General features: G+C 75.6%; 17 protein-coding genes. 7 read left to right on the forward strand and 10 right to left on the reverse strand.

Annotation, left to right across the window (positions count from 1 at the left end; genetic code table 11):
* Positions 1-66 precede the first annotated feature (66 nt).
* Positions 67-960 (reverse strand): M56 family metallopeptidase, encoded by an 894-nt coding sequence (locus ACZ5DC_RS19550; protein WP_468654251.1) that lies wholly within the window; start codon positions 958-960, stop codon positions 67-69.
* A 24-nt stretch (positions 961-984) separates the two neighbouring features.
* Positions 985-1,368: a BlaI/MecI/CopY family transcriptional regulator gene (locus tag ACZ5DC_RS19555; RefSeq protein WP_366750964.1), complete on the reverse strand. Its 384-nt coding sequence runs from the start codon at positions 1,366-1,368 to the stop codon at positions 985-987.
* 173 nt (positions 1,369-1,541) lie between these two features.
* Here ACZ5DC_RS19555 and ACZ5DC_RS19560 point away from each other — a divergent pair, with 173 nt between their 5' ends.
* The 4 genes from ACZ5DC_RS19560 to ACZ5DC_RS19575 all read left to right on the forward strand — a co-directional run bounded on the left by ACZ5DC_RS19560 (position 1,542) and on the right by ACZ5DC_RS19575 (position 5,637).
* The gene (locus tag ACZ5DC_RS19560; RefSeq protein ID WP_468654254.1) at positions 1,542-3,137 is read left to right on the forward strand and encodes a hypothetical protein; all 1,596 of its coding nucleotides are present in this window, start codon (positions 1,542-1,544) and stop codon (positions 3,135-3,137) included.
* Positions 3,134-4,081, forward strand: coding sequence for a lysylphosphatidylglycerol synthase domain-containing protein (locus ACZ5DC_RS19565; protein ID WP_468654256.1), 948 nt, complete (start codon positions 3,134-3,136; stop codon positions 4,079-4,081). Before ACZ5DC_RS19560 ends, ACZ5DC_RS19565 begins: the two co-directional genes overlap by 4 nt.
* Positions 4,082-4,154: 73 nt before the next feature.
* Positions 4,155-5,009, forward strand: coding sequence for a proteasome subunit beta (prcB, locus tag ACZ5DC_RS19570; RefSeq protein ID WP_468654258.1), 855 nt, complete (start codon positions 4,155-4,157; stop codon positions 5,007-5,009).
* 139 nt (positions 5,010-5,148) lie between these two features.
* Positions 5,149-5,637 (forward strand): DUF5709 domain-containing protein, encoded by a 489-nt coding sequence (locus ACZ5DC_RS19575; RefSeq protein ID WP_468654260.1) that lies wholly within the window; start codon positions 5,149-5,151, stop codon positions 5,635-5,637.
* A 122-nt stretch (positions 5,638-5,759) separates the two neighbouring features.
* On the opposite strand, the gene ACZ5DC_RS19580 is transcribed toward ACZ5DC_RS19575, so the two are convergent.
* Positions 5,760-5,966: a hypothetical protein gene (locus tag ACZ5DC_RS19580; RefSeq protein WP_468654262.1), complete on the reverse strand. Its 207-nt coding sequence runs from the start codon at positions 5,964-5,966 to the stop codon at positions 5,760-5,762.
* Positions 5,967-6,187: 221 nt separating this feature from the next.
* Here ACZ5DC_RS19580 and ACZ5DC_RS19585 point away from each other — a divergent pair, with 221 nt between their 5' ends.
* Positions 6,188-8,026, forward strand: a complete 1,839-nt coding sequence (locus ACZ5DC_RS19585) for a glycoside hydrolase family 15 protein (RefSeq protein ID WP_468654264.1) — start codon at positions 6,188-6,190, stop codon at positions 8,024-8,026.
* A gap of 145 nt (positions 8,027-8,171) precedes the next feature.
* Positions 8,172-8,408 carry a hypothetical protein gene (locus ACZ5DC_RS19590; protein WP_014676749.1) on the forward strand — a complete coding sequence of 79 codons (237 nt, stop codon included), beginning with the start codon at positions 8,172-8,174 and terminating at the stop codon, positions 8,406-8,408.
* Between the two features lie 12 nt (positions 8,409-8,420).
* Here ACZ5DC_RS19590 and ACZ5DC_RS19595 read toward each other — a convergent pair whose 3' ends face one another.
* From ACZ5DC_RS19595 to ACZ5DC_RS19605, 3 genes are all read right to left on the reverse strand, one after another.
* The gene (locus tag ACZ5DC_RS19595; RefSeq protein WP_468654267.1) at positions 8,421-9,749 is read right to left on the reverse strand and encodes a tetratricopeptide repeat protein; all 1,329 of its coding nucleotides are present in this window, start codon (positions 9,747-9,749) and stop codon (positions 8,421-8,423) included.
* A 61-nt stretch (positions 9,750-9,810) separates the two neighbouring features.
* Positions 9,811-12,552 (reverse strand): SpoIIE family protein phosphatase, encoded by a 2,742-nt coding sequence (locus ACZ5DC_RS19600; protein WP_468654269.1) that lies wholly within the window; start codon positions 12,550-12,552, stop codon positions 9,811-9,813.
* Positions 12,553-12,593: 41 nt separating this feature from the next.
* On the reverse strand, positions 12,594-15,164 hold the full coding sequence (locus tag ACZ5DC_RS19605) for a SpoIIE family protein phosphatase (protein ID WP_468654271.1): 2,571 nt from the start codon (positions 15,162-15,164) through the stop codon (positions 12,594-12,596).
* Positions 15,165-15,420: 256 nt separating this feature from the next.
* Here ACZ5DC_RS19605 and ACZ5DC_RS19610 point away from each other — a divergent pair, with 256 nt between their 5' ends.
* Positions 15,421-16,623, forward strand: a complete 1,203-nt coding sequence (locus tag ACZ5DC_RS19610; RefSeq protein ID WP_468654273.1) for a hypothetical protein — start codon at positions 15,421-15,423, stop codon at positions 16,621-16,623.
* On the opposite strand, the gene ACZ5DC_RS19615 is transcribed toward ACZ5DC_RS19610, so the two are convergent.
* From ACZ5DC_RS19615 to ACZ5DC_RS19630, 4 genes are all read right to left on the reverse strand, one after another.
* Positions 16,577-17,320, reverse strand: coding sequence for a 2-phosphosulfolactate phosphatase (locus ACZ5DC_RS19615; protein WP_468654275.1), 744 nt, complete (start codon positions 17,318-17,320; stop codon positions 16,577-16,579). The two genes, ACZ5DC_RS19610 and ACZ5DC_RS19615, sit on opposite strands and share 47 nt — an antisense overlap.
* Positions 17,321-17,372: 52 nt before the next feature.
* Positions 17,373-17,660, reverse strand: a complete 288-nt coding sequence (locus ACZ5DC_RS19620; RefSeq protein WP_366750975.1) for a YkvA family protein — start codon at positions 17,658-17,660, stop codon at positions 17,373-17,375.
* A gap of 66 nt (positions 17,661-17,726) precedes the next feature.
* Positions 17,727-18,938, reverse strand: coding sequence for a hypothetical protein (locus tag ACZ5DC_RS19625; RefSeq protein WP_468654277.1), 1,212 nt, complete (start codon positions 18,936-18,938; stop codon positions 17,727-17,729).
* A gap of 330 nt (positions 18,939-19,268) precedes the next feature.
* Positions 19,269-20,633: an FAD-dependent oxidoreductase gene (locus ACZ5DC_RS19630; protein WP_468654279.1), complete on the reverse strand. Its 1,365-nt coding sequence runs from the start codon at positions 20,631-20,633 to the stop codon at positions 19,269-19,271.
* Positions 20,634-20,693 lie beyond the last annotated feature (60 nt).

A 20,693-nucleotide genomic window follows, 5' to 3' on the forward strand; every position in this document is an offset into this window, starting at 1 on the left:
CCGCGGGTGCAGCGGGCCGGGAAGGTGCCGGCGGCGGGGGGTGCTGCCGTGCGGGGTTCGTGGCCGTCAGTCGAGCGCGCCGGACAGCAGGTGCAGCAGGTCGCCGGTGGCGTCCGCGGCGAGGAGGGCCGGGAGGGTGCCGAGGGCGAGGACGGCCAGGGCCGCGGACGCCAGACGCGGGGGCGGGCTCGTCTGGAGGGCCGCGATCCGGCGGGTGACGGCCCGGTCGGTGAACTGCAGGGCGCACCCCACACGCGACCGGCCCGCGCTGAGGGCGGCGCGGGCCAGTGCCCGCGCGGTCACCCGCCGGTCCCCGACGACGGTTGCCGCCCGCTCGTCGGCCCACCGCTCCACCAGGAAGGCGACCGCCGCGCGCACCGGTTCCAGCAGCGGATCGGCCGCCGCCGCGAGCGTGACCGCCGACACCAGCAGCCCGTGCCGGTGCCTGAGGTGGGCCCGTTCATGGGCGAGGAGCACCTGTCGCTCGGCGGGGCCCAGCGCGCTCAGCATCGCGGAGGTGACCAGGATCCGGCCCGGCCGCCCCGGGATCGCGAACGCGCGCGGCACCTCCGAGGCGGCGACGATCAGCTCGGTGTCCGCCGGCTGCCCCGCGCCGAGCCGCCGTAGCGCGCGCCGCGTGCACCGCTCGGCGCGCACGGCCCGGTGGACGCGCACGGCGACGGTCGCCAGTGCCAGGCAGGCGGCCAGCCCGATCACCATGGGAACCGGGTCGGTCAGCGGACGCCCGTCCTCGCGGGCCTCGCGGATCACCGGCGGCGCGTCCCCGAGCAGCGCGGCGGCCAGCAGGAGCAGCGACCACGTGGTGGCGGCCGCCGTCAGCACGGCGGCCGAGGCCAGCACGCGCGCGGCCAGCGCCGGCGCGGCCCGCCGGGCGAGCACGGGGGCGACGGCCGACAGCAGCAGCGACAGCACCAGCGGGGCGTACACGTCGAACGTCATGCGCCGCACCTCATGAGCCCGGCCTCACGCGCCGTCCCCGGCGAGCAGGTCACGCAGCGCCCGCTCCTCCTCGGCGCTCAGCCCCGTCACGAACTGCTGGAGCGCGGCGATCGGGTCCGGCCCCCGGTCCAGTGCCTCGTGCATCGCCTGGGCGGTCAGCTCGGCCGCGTTCTTGGCCGGCCGGTACGCGCCGCGCCGCCCGTCGGCGTCCCGCAGCACCAGACCCTTGTCGTACAGCCGTTTGAGGATCGTGTGGACCGTGTTGTACGCGAGCCCGCCACCGATCTCGTGCTGGATCTCCGCCGGGGTCAGCGGTCGCTCGGTGGCCCAGAGGGCGGCCAGCACCTCGCTCTCCAGCGCCCCGGCGCTGCGCCGCTCCGCTCTGCCGCGGGACCTCGTGCCAGCCATGTCCCAACCTTACAGCGCGTAGGGCCGTCGGCCGGATGGCCCTGCCTGCGGGCACGGACAGGGCGTTCGGGTTAGTTTGTCCGTGTTTTCCCCTACTCCCGTCTCCGGCCCTACAGGCCGTAGGGTGGCTGCGGGCCCTACGGGCTGTAGGGGACGGGGACGGAGGGGTGGAGATGGCCGGCAGTGCGCACGCGACAGTCGACGCGGCGAACCGCGAGCGCGCGCGCCGCGCGTCCGCCGGCTCCGGGCGCGCGGTCTGGCCGACGGCGGCCGTCGCCGGGGCCTTCACCCTGGCCCAGCTGGTCCTCGTGCGCCCCGGTCTGGGGCTCGGCTGGGACGAGACGGTGTACGTCAGCCAGGTCAGCGGACACGCTCCCGCCTCCTTCTTCAGCGCACCCCGCGCCCGGGGCGTCTCCCTGCTGGTCGCCCCGGTGGCGGCGTGGTCGTCGTCGACGGCCCTGCTGCGGACCTACCTCGCCCTCCTCTCCGGCCTCGCCCTGTTCCTGGCCCTGCGCGCCTGGCGCGGACTGTTCCCCGTCCGGGTCCTCGCCTTCGGCGGCGCCCTGTTCGCGTCCCTCTGGGTCACCCTGTTCTACGGCCCGCAGGCCATGCCCAACTACTGGGTCGCCGTCGCCGCCCTGGCCGCCGTCGCCTGCTTCCTGCGCGCCCCCACCGACCGGGGCGCGCTGTGGGGGCTGGCGGGGAGCGCGGCGCTGATGGCGGGGATGCGGCCGGTGGACGCGGTCTGGGCGGCCGTGCCGCTGCTCGCGCTCGGCCTGGCCCGCCGCGACCGGCGGGCCCTGCTCGTCCTCCTCGCCGGGCTCGCCGCCGGCGCCGCCGAGTGGGTGGTCGAGGCGTACACGAGCTACGGCGGTCTGGCGCGCCGGCTGTCCGACGGCTCGGCGATCCAGGGCGGCCTGGGCTGGCACCTCGCCGTCGTGGACCAGCTGCGCGCCCTGGGCGGGCGCACGCTGTGCCGGCCGTGCACCGGTGCCCTGCCGCACCCGCTGGTCACGCTCTGGTGGTGCGCGCTGCCCGTGCTGGCCGCCCTCGCACTGGCCGTCGCCCGGCGCGGACGGCGCCCTGCGGCCACGGTGCTGCCGCTGGCCTGTGCGGCGACCGCCGCGTTCCCCTACCTGTTCCTGATCGGCTACGCGGCACCCCGCTTCCTGCTGCCCGCCTACGCCCTCCTCGCGATCCCGGTAGCCGACGCACTGGCGCACCTGGCCACGGGCCCCCGCCGGGCCCGGCCCCCGGACCACCGACCCGCCTCGGGCGCCGGCGGCCGGCTCCCGCTCCTGCGCCCGACCGCGCGCCCGGACCCGGCTCCTCACCCGACCTCCGACCACCTCCCCGCACTCCGCCCGGCCCGGCGGCCCCTGGCCCTCGTGGCGGTCGGTGCCTGCCTCGCCACCCATCTCGCCGTACAGCTCGTCGTCCTCCTGCACGTGGTGGGCGCCGCCACCGCCGCGCATGACGCCTGGGGGCGCACCGCGGCCGAGATGCGACGCCGCGGGGTGCGACCGCCCTGCCTGGTCACCGGGCAGGAGGCCATCCCCGTCGGCTTCGCGGCCGGCTGCGCCTCCGCCGCGACCAGCGGCCCCAACGCCAACACCACCGAGGACGGCATCGCCCGGACCGCGCGGCGGGCGCCGGTCGCCACCCTCGTGCCGGCCGGGTCGGCGCCGCCCCGGTACGCCCGCCACTGGCCCTCCGTACCCGTCGGCGCGGTCCGGCTCTACTACGTCGTACCGGGCGCCGCCTCATGACCTCACCGGCCGGGCTCACCGCCTCCCTCGGCCGCCGGCGCGCCCGCTGGCAGGCGGGCGCCTGTCTCGCCGTACTGCTCACCGCGCTGTACCTGGTCCACCGGCACTGGCCCGCGGTCGAGAGCGGCGCCGGCCGGCTGGCCGTCGCCGATCACGGCTGGCTGCTGGTCGGGGCCGTCGCGGCCATCGGCACCTGGGCGGCCTCCGCGCTCGCCCAGCAGGGAGCCGTCGTACCGCGGCTGCCCGGACCCCGGCTGGTCGCCGCCCAGTTCGCCGCGTCGGCCGCGAACCACCTGCTGCCCGCCGGGCTCGGCGCGGGCACGGTGAACCTGCGGTTCCTCACGCGCTGCGGGCTCCCGGCCGGCCGCTCGGCCGGCGCGCTCGCCGTCAAGGCCGCCGCGGGCGCCGCCGTCCGCCTGGCGCTGATCGCGCTGCTCGCCCCGGCCTGCCCCGGACTGCTGCGCCTCCCGCACCTCTCCCCGGCGGCGGTCGCCGTGGCCCTGGGCGTCGTCGCCCTCGCCGCGGCCCCGCTCGCCACCCCGTGGTGGCCGCGCTGCCGACGGGCGCTCGCCGGCGTGGTGGCCGACCTGCGGGCGCTGCACGCCTGCCCGGCCCGCGCCGCCGCCCTGTGGGGCGGATCGCTGGCCTTCGCCGGGCTGCACGCGCTGGTGCTGATCGCCGTCACCCGCGCCGTCGGCCTGCCGCTCGCGCCGCTCCAGGTGGCCCTGCTGTACCTCGCGGCCAGCAGTGCCGCCGCCCTGCTGCCCTCCCCGGGCGGCCTCGGCTCGCTGGACGCCGCCCTCGGCCTCGCCCTCACCGCCGCCGGGACCCCGGGAGCCGCCGCCGCGTCCGCCGTCCTCGGCTACCGGCTGCTGACCGTCTGGCTGCCGCTGCTCCCCGGCCTGCTGGTGCTCGGGGTGCTGGTGCGCCGCAAGGCCCTGTGAGCACGGGGGAGTTTCCCGCGCGCCGGCCCCAGGTAGGACTCGGGTACCGCCGTGCGGCACTGGAGGGGGAGTCATGCCGGGCAACGACAGCGCGGGCCTGCCGAGCGAGGCCTTCTTCACACCGGGGACGTCGTCCTTCACCGAGTTCCTGAGCGCACACCGCCCGGGGCTGCTGCCCACGGCGCCCCCGCTCCCGCCCGGGGTCCGGGTACCGGCGGACCGGTTCCCGCACGGCACCACCGTGCTCGCGCTCACCTACCGCGACGGCGTGCTGATCGCCGGGGACCGCCGGGCCACGATGGGCAACCTCATCGCGCAGCGCGACCTGGAGAAGGTGCACCCCGCCGACGACCACACGGCCGTCGCCTTCGCCGGCACCGTCGGCCTCGCCCTCGACATGGTGCGGCTCTACCAGGTCGAGCTGACCCACTTCGAGAAGGTCGAGGGCGTCCCGATGACGCTCGGCGCGAAGGCGACCCGTCTCGCGGCCATGATCCGGCGGAACCTCGCCCAGGCCATGCAGGGGCTCGTCGTCGTCCCGCTGCTCGTCGGCTACGACCTCACCGCGCCCGGGGGCGGACGCGGCCGGATCTTCGGCTTCGACGCGGCCGGCGGGCTCTACGAGAAGCGGCACTTCCACGCCGAGGGCAGCGGCTCCCCGTACGCGCGGGGCGCCCTGAAGAAGCTGTACCGTCCGGACCTCTCCCGCCGGGAGGCGGCCCTCGCCGCGCTCCAGGCGCTCACCGACGCGGCGGACGACGACTCGGCCACCGGCGGCCCGGACCTGAGCCGCCGGATCTTCCCGGTCGTCTCGGTCATCACCGAGGACGGCTTCGAGCGGCTGCCGCAGACGGAGACGGAGGAGCTGAGCCGCGAGACGGTCCGGCAGAGGACGGGCCGTCCGGACGGCCCGCACGCCTCCCCCTGACGGGCCCCGGGCCGTCAGAGGCGGACGGCCGGCCCGGCCGGACACTCCGCCGGCCGATCCGCCCGGGCGCCGGCGGGGTTAATGATCCGGTCACGGGAAACGCGGACCAGGACCGCCCGCGAACCCGGAGGAGGCGACCATGAGCGACCAGCAGTCCGAGCAGACCCCCATGGCGGACGACGTCTACCAGCCCACGGGCAGCAACGAGGAACAGGAGGACGCCGGCCCCCTGGACCTCCAGGACGCGGTCGGCGAGCGCTCCTACGACGACATGCTCGACGAGGGCTACTCCCCGCCCGAGCGGCCCCTCGCCGTCACCAAGCACGGCACCACCGCCGCCGAGCAGCACGAGGGGGAGACCCTGGACGAACGGCTCGGCCAGGAGGTCCCCGACGTGACCCCGCCGGCCGGCGACGAGATCGGCGACCTGCCCGGCGGGGAGGGCGAACCGGTCGACCCCGAGGCCGGCGCGGCCCGCGCGGGCCGGCTGGTCGCGCCGGACGAGGGCGCCCACGCCGACACCACCAAGGAGGAGATCGCCGAGGACGTCGGCATCGACGCCGGAGCGGCCGGTGCGGAGGAGGCGGCGATGCACGTCGTACCGGACGAGACGCGACTGCCGGAGTGACCGCCGGCGGCGGCCCGCCGCGGTGGCCCCGCCGCCCTCCGCGCGGCACCCCGTACACAGGACACCGGCCGGGCGCGCGCCCGGCCGGTTCCCCGTTCGTGTCCCTGCGCTCCCCGGATCGCCTAGGGCAGCAGCTTCTCGATGGCCGCCGTGCCCTCCGACTCCAGCTTGCGACGCGCCCAGTCGAGGGTCTTCGGTGTGACGTCCCTGCCCGCCGCCATCACCAGGTCCTCAGGGGTGACGTCCCTGGCGGGCGCGGAGTGGAGCAGGGCGTCCGGGGTGCAGACGTCGTCCGGCGAACGGGACTCTTCGGGTGTGGATGTCGACATGATGCCTCCTCCTCGGTCCGGATGACCGCATCCGTGCCGGTGCCTCTCGAACGGGGCACACTCTCACCATTGCCCTCCCCGGCGCACCCTGCATCCGGAAAGCGCCCCGGGGGCGGGTGTGGACCGCCTGCCCACCCCACGGCGAATCACTCGCCTAAGCTGGAAAACACTCGCAACAGGCATATACCGCCCGTACCGCCCCGCTCACCGGGAGGCCGCCGATGGCCGAATCGCCGTTCCACGGGAACGGACCCCGCGACCACCGCTACCTGCCCATCGCCGAGCACGGACTCATCGGCGACCTGCGCACGGTGGCCCTCGTCGGCAGCAACGGCACGATCGACTGGTACTGCTGCCCGGCCTTCGACTCCCCGAGCGTCTTCGCGGCGGTCCTCGACGCCGAGCGCGGCGGCCGCTTCGAGCTGGCCGCCGCCGTCCCGGCCCGCACCAAGCAGTTCTACTTCCCCGACACCAACGTGCTGATCACCCGGTTCTTCACCGAGGACGGCGTCGGCGAGGTGCAGGACTTCATGCCGATCGCCGGCGAGGAGCCCGGGGACGCGGGCCGGCACCGGCTGATCCGGCGCGTGGTGTGCGTCCGCGGCACCGTCCCCTTCCGGGTGCTGGTCGCCCCCCGCTTCGACTACGGCGCCGCCGCGCACACCGTGCGCCCCCTGGACGGCATGGTGGTGTTCGAGTCGGCCGTCCAGTCGCTGTCGCTCACCTCGACCGTCGCCCTGGAGTGCGACGGCCGGGACGCGCGCGCCGACTTCAAGCTCGGCGAGGGCGAGTCCGCCGTGTTCGCCCTCGACCAGGTCGACGGCGCGGTGTCCCCGCGCGGCTGCGCCCACGAGGAGGCGGAGCACCAGTTCAACGCCACGGTCGCCTACTGGCGGCGCTGGCTGCACCAGTCCCGCTACCGGGGCCGCTGGCGCGAGATGGTGCACCGCTCCGCGCTCACCCTGAAGCTCCTCACCTACGCCCCCACCGGCGCCATCCTCGCCGCGCCCACCACCAGCCTGCCCGAACAGCTCGGCGGCGAGCGCAACTGGGACTACCGGTACGTGTGGGTGCGCGACGCCGCCTTCGCCGTCTACGCGCTGCTGCGGCTCGGCTTCGCCGGCGAGGCCGAGGCGTTCATGCGGTTCCTGACCACGCACATCAGCCCCGGCTGCGGCGACGGCTCCGGCCCGCTGCAGATCATGTACGGCATCGACGGCCGCACCGAGCTGCCCGAACGCGAACTGCCGCACCTCGAAGGTCACCTGGGCTCGGCCCCGGTCCGGGTCGGCAACGCCGCCGCCGGCCAGCTCCAGCTCGACATCTACGGCGCCCTGATCGACTCCATCTACCTCTACGACAAGTGGGCCCAGCCCATCTCCAGCGGCCAGTGGGACGACGTGTGCAGCCTGGTCGACTGGGTGTGCGACCACTGGGACCAGCCCGACGAGGGCGTGTGGGAGACCCGCGGCGGGCGCAAGGACTTCACGTACTCTCGGCTGATGTGCTGGGTCGCCATCGAGCGGGCCATCCGCCTGGCCACCCACCGCGGGCTGCCCGCCGACCACCGCCGCTGGCGCCAGGCCCGCGACACCATCTACCGGCGGATCATGGAACGCGGCTGGTCGCGGCGCCGGAACGCCTTCGTGCAGTACGAGGGCGGCGACGTGCTGGACGCGTCCCTGCTGATGATGCCCCTCGCCAAGTTCATCGCCCCCACCGATCCCAAGTGGCTGTCCACCCTGGACGCCCTCACCGAGGACCTCGTCTCCGACTCGCTCGTCTACCGCTACGACCCGCAGGCCAGCCCCGACGGACTGCGTGGCGACGAAGGCACCTTCTCCATCTGCTCGTTCTGGTACGTCGAGGCCCTCGTCCGGGCCGGCCGGCTCGACGAGGCCCGGCTGGCCTTCGAGAAGATGCTCACCTACGCCAACCACCTCGGCCTGTACGCCGAGGAGATCGGCCGCACCGGCGAGCAACAGGGCAACTTCCCGCAGGCCTTCACCCACCTGTCCCTCATCAGCGCCGCGTTCAACCTGGACCGCGCCCTCGGCTGAGGCCCGTCACCGGCACGTCACAGCCCGTACACGCGCCAGGCGAGCAGGGACGGCCCGATCCGGCGGTGTGCCCGCGGGGCGCACGGGTACCCGGCGTGCCGGCAAGCGGAATCGGCACAGGGTCGACAGAAGGAGGAGACCCGGGATGACCAGCACCAGCGAGACCGGCGACGTCACCGGCACCCGCGACAAGGACTACAACCTCATCTGGTACGTCGAGGCGTGCCTGAGCAACGCCCTGCGCCTGGAGCAGTACATCCAGGACGCGGAGCGCGACAAGGACAACGAGGTCGTGGAGCTCTTCCGCAAGGCACAGTCCGACAGCCGCAAGGGCGCCGAGCTGGGCAAGCAGCTGCTGCGCTCGCGGCTCGACGGCGGCTGAGCGCCGCTCGCCTCAGGCGAACCGGGAACTAGGGACCGGCCCGGCGGACCGCACACGCACCCGTTCGCCGCGCAGCCACGTGCCCTTCACGGCCGTGGCGAACGCGGCGAACTCCGTGTCGCCGTCCGCCGGGCCGTCGCCGTCCCCGGGGTCGGGCGACGGGTCCGCCGCGGTGATCCCGGCGGCGACCTCCGCCTCCGGCCGGTCGTCCGCCGGCCCCTGCTCGACCCCGCCGCCCGCCGACGGGCGCAGCTGCGGACCCCACGGCGCCACCACCGACTGGTACAGCAGGCCCGCGCTGTCCGGGGTGATGGCGGGCGGGTCCGTCCAGCAGCACGCGTGCGCGTGCAGCACCTGCCCCGGGGCGCGCTCGAACAGCTTCCCGATCAGCTCCGGCCCGCCGTCGTGCGCCGCGAGCCCGTCGAGGTCGTACGCCACGACCACCGTGTCCGCCCGGCCCGGCGCGAACGGCTCCGCCGGCAGGTCCAGCACCTGTGCCGCGGCCAGCCCGAGGATCCGCGAGTCCCGGTCCGGCAGCAGCGACACCGACCGGGGCCGCACCCCGGTGGCCGCCAGCAGGTCCCGCAGCCGCAGCAGACCGCGCAGACACTGGTCCGGGGTGTCCTGGAGCCAGGCATAGCGGCCGTTCATGCCCGCGTCGAAGCCGTAGGGGGACAGCGTGCCCAGGACCGTGCCGCCGAGCACGTACTGCCAGCCCCGCAGATCGGCCCCGTCGAGCCGGCCCGCCCGCTCGGCGTCGGCGGCCCGCGCCAGCATCCGGTTCTGCCGGTCCCGCGCCGGCCGCCACCGCTCGTCCTCCGGGTCGCCCAGCAGCGCGTGCTGACGCCGGGCCAGCTCCAGGTCGCCCCCGAAGACGGCGTTGAACACCAGCAGATACCGGTCCGGCCAGTCCTCCAGACGGTCCTCGTGGCGGGTCAGTTCGGCCACCGCCTCCCGGTGCCGGCCCCCGGCTTCGTACGCCGACACCAGCTCCCGCAGCACCCGCGGCGACCCGCCGCTGAGGCGAAGTGCCGCACGCAGCGCGGGAACCGCCAGATCCGGCACCTCGCGTTCGACACACGCGTACCCGAAGCGGTAGAGCGCCCGGGGGTCCTCCGGGGCGGCGGCCAGCGCGGCCGAGGCGTCGGCGAGGTCGTCGAACCCCGCCGCACCCGCCGCCCGCCCCACCACCAGGGCCACCTCGGCGAGCGGCTGGTCCTCCCCGGCCTGCCGTACCTGCCGCAGCGCACCGGGTACGTCCCCGGCGTCCAGGGTTTCCCAGGCGGTGCGGAGGGCGGGTGACGTGAACCGGTCGGTGCGGCGATTCCTGCGCGAGAACATGCCGAAGATCATCACCCGCGGGAACATGGGTTCTCAAACCGTTTGCCCGCACCCCGCACCCTCAGGGAAGCGGCTGCTCGGCCCAGATCACCTTGCCGTTCGGGGTGTACCGGGTGCCCCACCGCCCGGCGAGCTGGGCGACCAGGAACAGACCCCGGCCGCCCTCGTCGGTGCTCGCCGCGTACCGCAGGTGCGGCGAGGTCGTGCTGCGGTCGGACACCTCGCAGATCAGCGTGCGCTCGCGCAGCAGGCGTACCCCGATCGGGGGGCGCCCGTAGCGGATGGCGTTGGTGACCAGCTCGCTCAGGATCAGCTCCGTCGTGAACGCCAGCTCGTTCAGGCCCCAGTCGGCCAGCCGCCGGGTCACCGAGTCCCGCACCTCGGACACGGCCGCCGGGTCGGACGGCACCTGCCACTGCGCGACCCGGTCGTCGCCCAGCACCCGGGTGCGGGCGACGATCAGCGCCACGTCGTCGCTCGGCCGGGCCGGCAGCCGGTCCAGCACGGTACGGCAGGTGTCCTCCGGGGAGGCGCCCGGCGTCCGCAGCAGCGCGTCACGCAGCAGGCCCAGCCCCTCGTCGATGTCCCGCTCCCGGTCCTCCACCAGACCGTCGGTGTACAGCACCAGCCGGCTGTCCTCCGGCAGTTCCAGCTCGGCCGTCTCGAACGGCAGCCCGCCCAGGCCCAGCGGCGGTCCCGCGGGCACGTCAAGGAACTCCACACCGCCGTCCGGCCGCACCAGCGCGGGCGGCGGATGACCGGCCCGGGCCATCGTGCACAGCCGGGACACCGGATCGTAGATCGCGTACAGACAGGTCGCGCCCGTCACCACGGACGCGCCCGTCACCGATGTCTCGTCGTCCTGGTCGAGCCGGCCGACCAGCTCGTCCAGCAGGCTCAGCAGTTCGTCCGGCGGCAGGTCCAGCGAGGAGAAGTTGTGCACGGCCGTACGCAGCCGGCCCATCGTCGCCGCCGCGTGCAGCCCGTGCCCCACGACGTCCCCGACGACCAGGGCCACCCGGGCACCGGACAGCGGCAGCACGTCGAACCAGTCGCCGCCCACCCCCGACTGGGCCGGCAGATAGCGGTAGGCGAGGTCCAGGGCACCCTGCTCGGGCAGGGTGCGCGGCAGCAGGCTGCGCTGGAGGGTGACCGCCATGCTGTGCTCACGGGTGTACCGGCGGGCGTTGTCGATCGACACCGCCGCCCGCGCCGCCAGCTCCTCCGCGAGGGCCAGCTCCTCGGCGTCGAACGGCTGCGGCTTCTCCGCACGCCAGAAGGTCGCCACGCCCAGCACCAGGGCGCCCGCCCGCAGCGGCACCGTGATCAGCGAGTGGATGCCGAACGCCAGCACCTGGTCGGTGCGCTCCAGGTCCTGCGCCCGCCAGCCCGGTTCGTCGCGCAGCCGCGGCACCACGACCGACTGCCCGGTCGTCAGGGCGCGCGCCTGCGGCGAGGTGGTCACGAACCGGATCCGCTCGCCGAGCGGATACAGCGGGGTCTCCTTGCGGATGCCCACGCAGGCCGTGCGGCGCAGTGCCGTCCCCGGACGCGGCTCCTCCCCGCCCAGCACCGCGTCGAACAGGTCCACCGTCGCGAAGTCCGCGAGCCGGGGCACCGCCAGCTCCGCAAGCTCCGCCGCGGTCCGGGTCACGTCCAGGCTGGTGCCGATGCCCACACCGGCCTCGTACAGCATGTTCAGCCGCTCCCGCGCCACCTCCGCGCGGCCCGACAGGGCGCGCAGCTCGGTGGAGTCGCGCAGCGTGGTGACGCTGCCCGGCGGGCCGCCGCGCAGGTCCGTGGGCCGCTGGTTGACCGCCAGCAGCCGGTCCTTGACCAGGTGCACCTCGTCCGTGGCGACCCGCCCCGAGGCCAGCAGTCCCGCCGTCTCGTCGTCCAGGCCCAGCTCCAGCACGTGCCGCTGCTCGGCGTCCGCCGGCAGGTCCAGCAGGCGGTGTGCCTCGTCGTTGGCGAGCAGCAGCCTGCCGTCACCGCCGACGATCAGCACACCCTCCCGGACCGCGTGCAGCACCGCGTCGTGGTGCTCGTACATCCTCGTCATCTCGTACGGCCCGAGGCCGTGCGTCTGGCGCAGCAGCCGTCTGCTCACCAGGGCCGTGCCCGCGGTCGCCAGCGCGAGCGCGGCGGCCGCGGCGGCCAGCAGCAGCGGAAGCTGCTGGTCGGCGGCCCCGCCCACGTGCGCGGTGGTGATCCCGGCCGCCACCAGGCCCACCACCTGGCCACCGGTGTCCTTCACCGGCACCACGACCTGCACCAGCGGCCCGATGGTGCCGGTGATGTGCTCGGTGACCGTGCCGCCGGCCACGGCCGGGGCGATCGTGCCGACGAACTTCTGGCCTATGCGGCCGGGCTGCGGATGGGTGTAGCGGACGCCGTGGGTGTTCATCACGACGATGAAGTCCACGCCGGTCGCCTTGCGGGCCGCCTCCGCGCGCGGCTGGAGCACGGCCGTGGGGTCCGCGGAGCGCAGGGCGGCGGCCGTGCCGGGCGCGTTGGCGAACGTCTGGGCCACCGCGAGGGAACGGTTGCTCGCCTCGGTGTCGCTGTCGTGCCGCACCTGGAGCACCTGGGCGACCACCGCCGAGACGACCAGGAGCAGCACGATCACCACTTGCAGGACGAAGACCTGCCCGGCCACGCTGCGCCCGGTCACGGCCGCCCGGAGCACCCCCGGCCGGCTGCCGTCCGCGCCGCGGTCCCCCGGTGGCGGGCTGTGCGGTGCGCGCGGGTACCCGAAAGGTCGGGGCGGCCGGGTCACGGGCCGGCCGGGCAGTCGCACCATGTGCCCATGTCTACACTGCCCGGCGCCGTCAGGCGAGACCATCACCCGGGGCGACGGCAGCCGGGCGCCGGACCGGGCCCGGGGGAGCGCGGCGCCCGGTCACCGGCCGGCGCCGGGCGGCGGGCGGCCAGCAGGAGGGCCACGTCGTCGGGGCGGGCGGTGGCGTGCCGGGCGGCGGCCGTCAGCCGGTCGGCGACCCCGGACAGGGACCGCCCGCCGCCCCGGCCGGCCCCCGCACCGGCCTGGGCGAGCGCCAGCCGCAGCGCCGCGATGCCGTCGTCGATGTCGGCGCCGGGCCGCTCCACCAGGCCGTCGGTGTACAGGGCGAGGATCGCGTCCGGTTCCAGCCACAGCTGGGTCACCGGGTACCGGGCGTGCGGATCCACCCCGAGGACGACATCCCCGGCGATGTCCAGCAGCCGGGTCCGGCCGTCCGGGCAGCGCAGCAGCGGCGGCGGATGGCCCGCCCGGGCGATCCGGGCCAGGCCGGTGGCGGGGTCCAGGCGCAGGTAGCAGCAGCTGGCGAACTGGCCGGGGTCCAGGTCGATCAGCAGGTGGTTGGTGCCGCTGAGCACCTCGTCCGGCGGCCGGTCGCCCAGCGCGAACGCGCGCACCGCGCTGCGGAGCTGGCCCATCGTGGCGGCCGCCTGCACCCCGTGCCCCTGCACGTCACCGATGACCAGGGCGAGCCCGTCCCCGGCCTCCACCACGTCGTACCAGTCGCCGCCCACGTCCATGCCCTGCGTTCCCGGCAGGTACCGGCCCACGGTCTCCACCCGCGGATGCGTCGACAGCCGCCGGGGCAGCAGGGCCTGCTGGAGGCCGCGGGCGAGGGCCGCCTCGTCGTCGTAGCGCCGTGCCCGCTCCATCGCGTGCGCGATCAGCCCGGCGAGCGCGGTGAGGACCGCGCGTTCCTCCGTGCTGAACCCGCGCTCGTGGTCGAAGCCGAGGATGCAGGAGCCCACCCGCCGGCCGGAGGCGATCAGCGGCAGGAAGGCACGCGAACCCACCCGCGCGTCGAGGGCGAGCCCCGGATAGGCCGCCGCGAGCTGCCCCATGGACTCGAAGAACAGCGGCCGGCCGGTGGTCAGCGTCTCCACGCCGGGCACGTGCGCGTCGAGGCCGATGCCCTCGAACGGCGCGAGGAACCCCTGCGGGAACCCCGTCTCCCAGGCCAGGTACAGATGCCGGTCCTGGAGCAGGTAGATGGCCAGCCGCCGGCCGCCGAACGCGGGCAGCAGCTCCTGCATCACCACCGCCGACACCTGCCGGGCGGTCACCGCGTCCGTCAGCGCGATGGCCAGCGCGATCGGCCGGTACAGCGGCGCCATCGCGTGGGCGCCCGCCACCGTGTGCTCCGCGTGCTGGACCTCGGGCACCGGCCCGCTCGCGGCGTCCACCCGGCTGGCCGGGACGAGCACGCAGGTCAGCAGGTCCGTGCCGGGGTGCACCGACACCGCCAGCCAGGCGCCCTCGCCGGGCCCGTCCCGGTCGCCGGCCGGCCGCCGGGCGTGGAAGTGCACCGGTTCGGGGCAGAGCAGGGCCCCGCGCAGGTGGTCGTCGTACGGCGGCCCGGTCAGCCAGGGCAGCGCGTCCCACAGGGGCTGCCCCAGCAGGCGCTCCCGCGCCCGGCCCGTGAGCCGGGCCGCCGCCGGGTTGGCGTACACGATCAGCCCCAGCCGGTCCACGCACAGCACGCCCTCCGGCAGCAGGTCGGCCGCACCGTCGGCGGAGGCGGCCGTACCGGGTTCGAACACCACCCCGTTGACCGCCGTCCCGGCCGCCGTCCCGGCCCGGTCCGCGGGGTCCGGCCACAGGTCCAGCAGGCGCGGTGTGCCGTCGCGGGCCCGCACGCTCAGCGGTGCGCCCGGCGGTTTCCCGGCGGCCGTGTCGCGCAGCGCCGCCAGCACCCGGTGCGCGTCGGCGGGGGCCACGGCGTTCGCGAACTCCGTCGTCGTCCCCGCGAACTCGCCGGGGCGCAGCCCGAGCAGCGCGTGCAGCCGGTCGTCCGCACGGACCAGGGAGGTCGACGGGTCCCAGCTGAAGCGTCCTATGGCGGCCCGGGCGGGCCGGCCCGCGGGCGGCCTTACGCACAGCGGCTCGCCGTCCCAGGTGATCGCGCTCTCGTCCCCGTCGGCCAGGCCGAGCAGCTCGGTGCCCAGGCCCTCGGCCAGCCGGCCGAGCAGTTCCCGGTCCAGCAGGTCGTCCACGGTGTCCGTCACCGCCGGGTACAGGACCGTGAGCACCCCGAGCGGCCCGGTCCCGCCCGGTACCGGCACGTGCACCGACCCGAACGGGAAAGGCAGGCCGGCCGCGAACTGCGGATACCGGCGCATGGTCTCCGTGGCGTTCGGCAGGACCACGTGGACGCCGAGCCGGTAGGCGTCGGCGACCGGGAACGGCCGGCCCACGTGCAGCCGCCACCAGGATCTGAACAGCGGACCGGGCAGCCCCGTGAGCACCGCGAGGCGCAGCAGGCCCGGCGCGCGGGAGCGCAGGTACACGCCCGCCACCCGGCCGCCGGCCGAGGTGAGGGCGCCGGTCGAGACGTCCGCCAGCAGCGCGGTCAGCCGGGCCCGCGTACGGACCGCCTGCTCGTCGCTCCCGGCCATCGGTCCCACCTCGTCCCGTGCGGCTTCGGGTGGATGACACAGCAAGAATGCGCCACGAGACGCGCGGAACGCACCTGGGCGGGGCGGGGCGAGCGGGGGGGCGCCGGGTCAGGCTCACGGCGCCGGGAGCGGGGAGGCTCACACCAGTGCCCCGTCCGAGTGGCGGGCTCCCGTGCCCGCTCCTAGTAATGGACTGCGTGACGCGGCGACCGCAGACGGGGCGCGGGTGCGGTCGCACTCTTCTCCTGGAGCCGAGATGACGACCTGTTCCTCATCCCCTCGTCCCGACGACTCGGTGATACCCACGGCACCGGCTGCCTCCGGCGTCCCCACCTCCTCCCCGGACCCGCTCACGCCGCAGGTACGGCCGCTTCCCCCGGAGGGACCCCTGCACGGCGACCCCCTGCGCGGCCTTCTCCACGCGGCCGTCGCCGACCGCCCGGTGGAGGACGTGGTCCGGCTCATCACGCTGCTGGAGAGCGCGCCCGAGCCGGTCCGGATGACGTCCGACGTGCTGCGCGCGGTCGCGGTCGAACGGTCGGTGGAGGACGTCACCCGTCTGGTGACGCTGCTGACCGAACCGCCCCGGGACAGCGACAGCGCCGACGAGGCGATCCGGGCCGCCGCACAGCGCCGCCCCCTGGAGGACGTCTCCCGGCTCGTGCAGTTGCTGCACCGCGGCCCGGCGGAGTCGTCCCACTGCGCGGAAGCCGCCGTGCGGGCGGTGGCGCTGCACCGGCCCGTGGAGGAACTCGCCGAGCTGATCGGCCGGCTGGCGGCGGAACGGGAGGCAGGGGAGGCCGAGGAGCGCCCGGTGCCCGCCGCCGCGGCACCGGCGGTCGTGTGGGAGGTGGGGTGGTCGGCCCCGGAGGAACCGGCGGGGGCGGGGTGGTCCGCGGCGGGGGAGCCGGCGCCGGCGGCCCGGCCGGCCGACGCGGGGACGGTGAAGACGCGGCGCATCGTGGTCGATGGGCGCCCGAGGGCGCCGTGGTCCGGTACGGAAGGACGGGCGGGAGGACGACAGGCCGCCGCGGACCGGGCCGGGGACGACCGGTCGCCGACGGCAAGCGTGCGGGCCGCCCGGTGTGCCGCGTCGCTGGTGTTCCTGTGCGGGACGGCACACGCCCCGCGCTACTGGACCGGGCTGTCCCACGGCGCCCTCGGGGCCACCCTGCTCGCCTCCGCGCTGTGCGGTCTGCTGGCGCTCGCCCTCACCGCGCGGGCGGCGCCGGCCCGGCTCGTGGCGGCGACGGCCGCGGTCGGCGTCACGGCGGTGCTCGCCGCCGGACACGTGCTCGGCGGGCGGTTCGACCTGCCGGACCCGGCCCGGCTGCGCGCGGCGACCCTTGCACCGTCATGGCTGGCCGGCCCGACGGCCGCGGCAGCGGCACTCGGCGCACTGGCGGTCCTGCTCACGGCCCTGACGACGGGCAGGGCCCAGCCCGCCGACCCCGGCTGAGTCCGGCCCGGGGGCCGGGCGCCCAGGGGCGCAGCACCAGGTGGCCGTCCTCCCGGGTGGCCGCCATCGCCGAGGGGAACGTGTCCCTCTCCAGGCACAGGGCCACGTCCTCGGGGTCGACACCGGCCCACCCGCGCCGCGCACCGTCGGCCAGCCGGGCGGCGGCGGCGGAGCGCCGGGCCCGCGTCAGGTAGGGGCCCGCGTCGGCGCCGTCCGTCCGCACGCGTTCCGCGATGTACTGCGCGCAGGCCAGATCCTCCTCGGCCCGTCCGCCGTCCCCGGTGACCACGAAGGTCACCGCGTCCGCCCGTACCCGGCGCAGCGCCCCGGCGGTCGCCCCCGCCACCGCGAAACTCGCGCACAGCAGCAGTCCGGCGTCCGCCACGGCCAGGGCCCCGGCCGTCCCGGCGGTGGTCTTCTGGACGACCGTACGGCCCCGCAGGTCCAGCGCACGCAGCCGGGCGGGCGAGTTGACCAGGTCGAACCCCGGTGACGGCGCCCCGTCCTGACAGGCCGGCCAGGCGGGGTGACGGGCCTTCAGAGTCAGCGCCTCCCGCCGCGTGCGGGCGAAGACGATCCGCTCGGCGCCGCGCCGGAACGCCCAGGCGGCCACGGTGAACGCGCGCATCACGTCGACGACCACGGCCACGCCGGGAGCCGTCGGGGCACCGGGTATGCCGGTGAACACGGGTCGCATCGCCCCATGGTGCGGCAGCGCCCGGGGTGCGGTACACCGCGCCCGGCCGTTTTCAGAGCTCGGTCGTCCCGGGCGGCAGCGGCCGGGCGGCGCGCAGGCTGCGCAGGGCGAGGAGCAGGACGCCGATGTCGTCCAGGTAGACCGGGTCGGGCAGCAGATCGGTGGGCAGCACCAGATACGCGACCGCGCCCCAGAACACCCACCGGGGCCCCGTCGGCAGCCCCGCCCGCCGCAGCGTCCGCCGCGCCCGCACCAGCCGCACCAGCAGACCGACCGCGACGGCGAGCAGCACCACCGCTACGACGGCGGCGAGTACCAGCAGGGTCGTGGTCGTGTCCATCTCGGCTCCTTGCGGGGGTGGGGCGCCCTGTGCACCGTATGACCGTCCGTGTACCCCGGCGAACGCCTACGATGAACGGCCGTCCGCGTCACCGCCGGTGCCCGTGGTCCCGGCGCTGTCGTCCGCCGGCGCCGTGCCGTTCACGGCAGGATCCGCGGCGGACCCCTGCTGCTTGCCCTTGGCCGTCAGCTTCAGCCGCTCGAACGTCCGCGTCAGCTGTTGCAGGGCGCCCGGTGCCCGAGAGGCGGGCCGCTGCTGGGGGAGGACGGGCACGGGGACGTCGCGGTACGCCGCCAGGGCCTCCAGCGCCTGCTCGGCCGCTTGCTTGTACAGGTCCCGGGACTTCGTCATCGCCTCCAGCGCCTCGGCGTACATGGCGACCAGCCGCCGCTCGCGCTCCAGCTCCTCCTGGAGGGTCAACAGGGTCCAGTTCTCGCGCAGATCGGTCAGCGCCTCCTCGGCGTCCGCGGGCAGCGGCCGGGGCAGGGCCACGAAGTGCCGCAGCGCCGCGATGAGTCCGGCCGGCTGCGAACCGTCCAGGAAGACGGTGCGCACGCTGTGCTCCCGGCCGTCGTACGCCTCCGGCGCCGGATCCGGCGGCAGCAGCACCGCCCCGCCGCGTGGCACCTCCACGCCGAGGTCCTTCAACGCCCAGTTGACGGCGCGCAGTTGCTGCGGTGCGGCCCGGTGCTCGATTACGCGGTGCCGCAGACCGGGCGGCAGCAGCCGCGCCAGCGGCAGCCGGCCCCGCTCGTCGGGTGTCATGGCCTCGTGCACGACGACATGGACGCACCACGCCTCCCGGGCCGCGTCCCGCAGCCGCCGCCGCATGTCCTTGTCGTCCTCGGGCAGCGCGTTGACGTGCCGGAGGCGCAGGCCCGCGACCGTGGCGTGGTGGTCCCAGGAGCCGTCGTCGTCCTCGCCCGGGCCGCCCTCGGGCCAGAAGAAGGTCGCGGGCGACGGCCAGGCGTCGTCCCACGGGCGCTCCGCCTCCGCGACCAGCCGCCACTCGTGGCCGGGCAGCCGGCCCTCCCGCGGTTCGAGGGTGAGCCGGGCCCGCACGGTCACCGCCCCGTCCGCTCGCCAGCGGGCCTCGAAGACCCGCCGGTCCGGGTCCCCGGCCGCGGGCGGCTCGGCGAAGTCGTCGATGTCACCGCTCTCCTTGTGCCGTCGCAGGGTGCGGCGGACGGCGTTCTCGGGGGCGGGACCGGTGTGGCGGCCCCGGGCCGCCCAGAGGGTCTGCGGGGTGGTGGCGCGGTCGCCGGCGGAGTTCGACATGAGCCAATCTGCTGATGGGGGCGGGTGGGCCTCCCAGTATCACCGTTCGGCGGGGCGACACGGCGCTGGGGGCCCGGCCCCGCGCGTCGCCCCGGGGTGCGCACGGAGCGCGGGGCGGGCGCCGTACGCCCGGGGTGTGCGCGGTGCGCGTCGGGTGAGCGCGGTTCACCCGTGCCCGGCCGGCGGTCCCGGCCCCCGCAATGTCCGGCGAACGGGGCCCGCCCGTCCATCCGCTCAGGGGCGGCCCCGTTCACCCCTGCCGGCACGCACCGCAACGCGGCAGGGGCCGGCGCGCCGGCGCCGGCCCCAGGGGCCCGGAGGGAGAGGGCCCTACGCTCCGCTCTCCCGCAGCATGTCCTCACGCTCGACGAGCTTCACGCGCTCGCGGCCCTGGGGCTCGCCCAGGGCACGCTCGGCGGCGTCCAGCTTGTACCAGCCCTCCCAGGTGGTGAAGCGGACGTTCCGCTCGGCGAGGAAGGCGTCCACGGCCTCCGGCTCGGGGGAGGCCGGGGTGTGCAGACGGCCGCCGGCGTAGTCGTCCAGCAGGTTGGCCACGGTCTCGTTGGCGTCGCCCTTGGTGTGGCCGATGAGGCCGACGGGGCCGCGCCGGATCCAGCCGGTGACGTAGGTGGACTGCAGGTGGGTGCCGCCCTCCTCGATCACCCGGCCGCCCTCGTCCGGCACGGTTCCGGAGTCGATGTCCCAGGGGAGCTTGGGCAGCTTCTCGGACAGGTAGCCGACCGCGCGGTAGACCGCCGTGACGTCCCAGGTCTTGAACTCGCCGGTGCCCTTGACGTTGCCGGTGCCGTCCAGGGCGGTGCGCTCGGTGCGCAGGCCGACGACCTTGCCGTCCTCGCCGAGGATCTCGGCCGGCGACTCGAAGAAGTGGAGGAAGAGCTTGTGCGGGCGGTCGCCGACGTCGCGGATCGCCCAGTTCTCCAGCGTCTTGGCGACCATGTCGGCCTGCTTGTTGCCGCGCCGGGTCTCGATCGAGCCCTCGTCGTAGTCGATGTCCTCGGGATCGACGATGACCTCGATGTTCGGGGAGTGGTCCAGCTCGCGGAGCTCCATCGGGCTGAACTTCGCCTGCGCCGGGCCACGGCGGCCGAAGACGTGGATCTCCATGGCCTTGTTGGCCTTCAGGCCGTCGTAGACGTTCGGCGGGATCTCGGTCGGCAGCAGCTCGTCGGCGGTCTTGGCGAGGATGCGGGCGACGTCCAGGGCGACGTTGCCGACTCCCAGCACGGCGACCTTCTCGGCCTCCAGCGGCCAGGTGCGGGGCACGTCCGGGTGGCCGTCGTACCAGGAGACGAAGTCGGCGGCGCCGTAGGAGCCGTCCAGGTCGATGCCGGGTATGCGCAGCTCGCGGTCGGCCATCGCGCCGGTCGAGAAGATCACCGCGTCGTAGAAGGCGCGCAGGTCGTCCAGGCTGAGGTCCGTCGGGTAGTCGACGTTGCCGAACAGACGGATCTGCGGCTTGTCCAGCACCTGGTGCAGGGCGGTGATGATGCCCTTGATGCGCGGGTGGTCCGGCGCGACGCCGTACCGGATCAGGCCGAACGGGGCGGGCATCCGCTCGAAGAGGTCGATGGAGACACCGGGGTCGGCGGCCACCTCGGACTTGAGCAGGGCATCGGCGGCGTAGATCCCGGCGGGGCCGGCTCCGACAATGGCTACCCGCAGGGGGCGCGGCATGATCAGGTTCCCTTCGAGCGTGAAATGGGCGACGTGATCAGGAGCCTAAACTAAGGCACA

This window comes from Streptomyces sp. NPDC031445 (assembly GCF_055581365.1).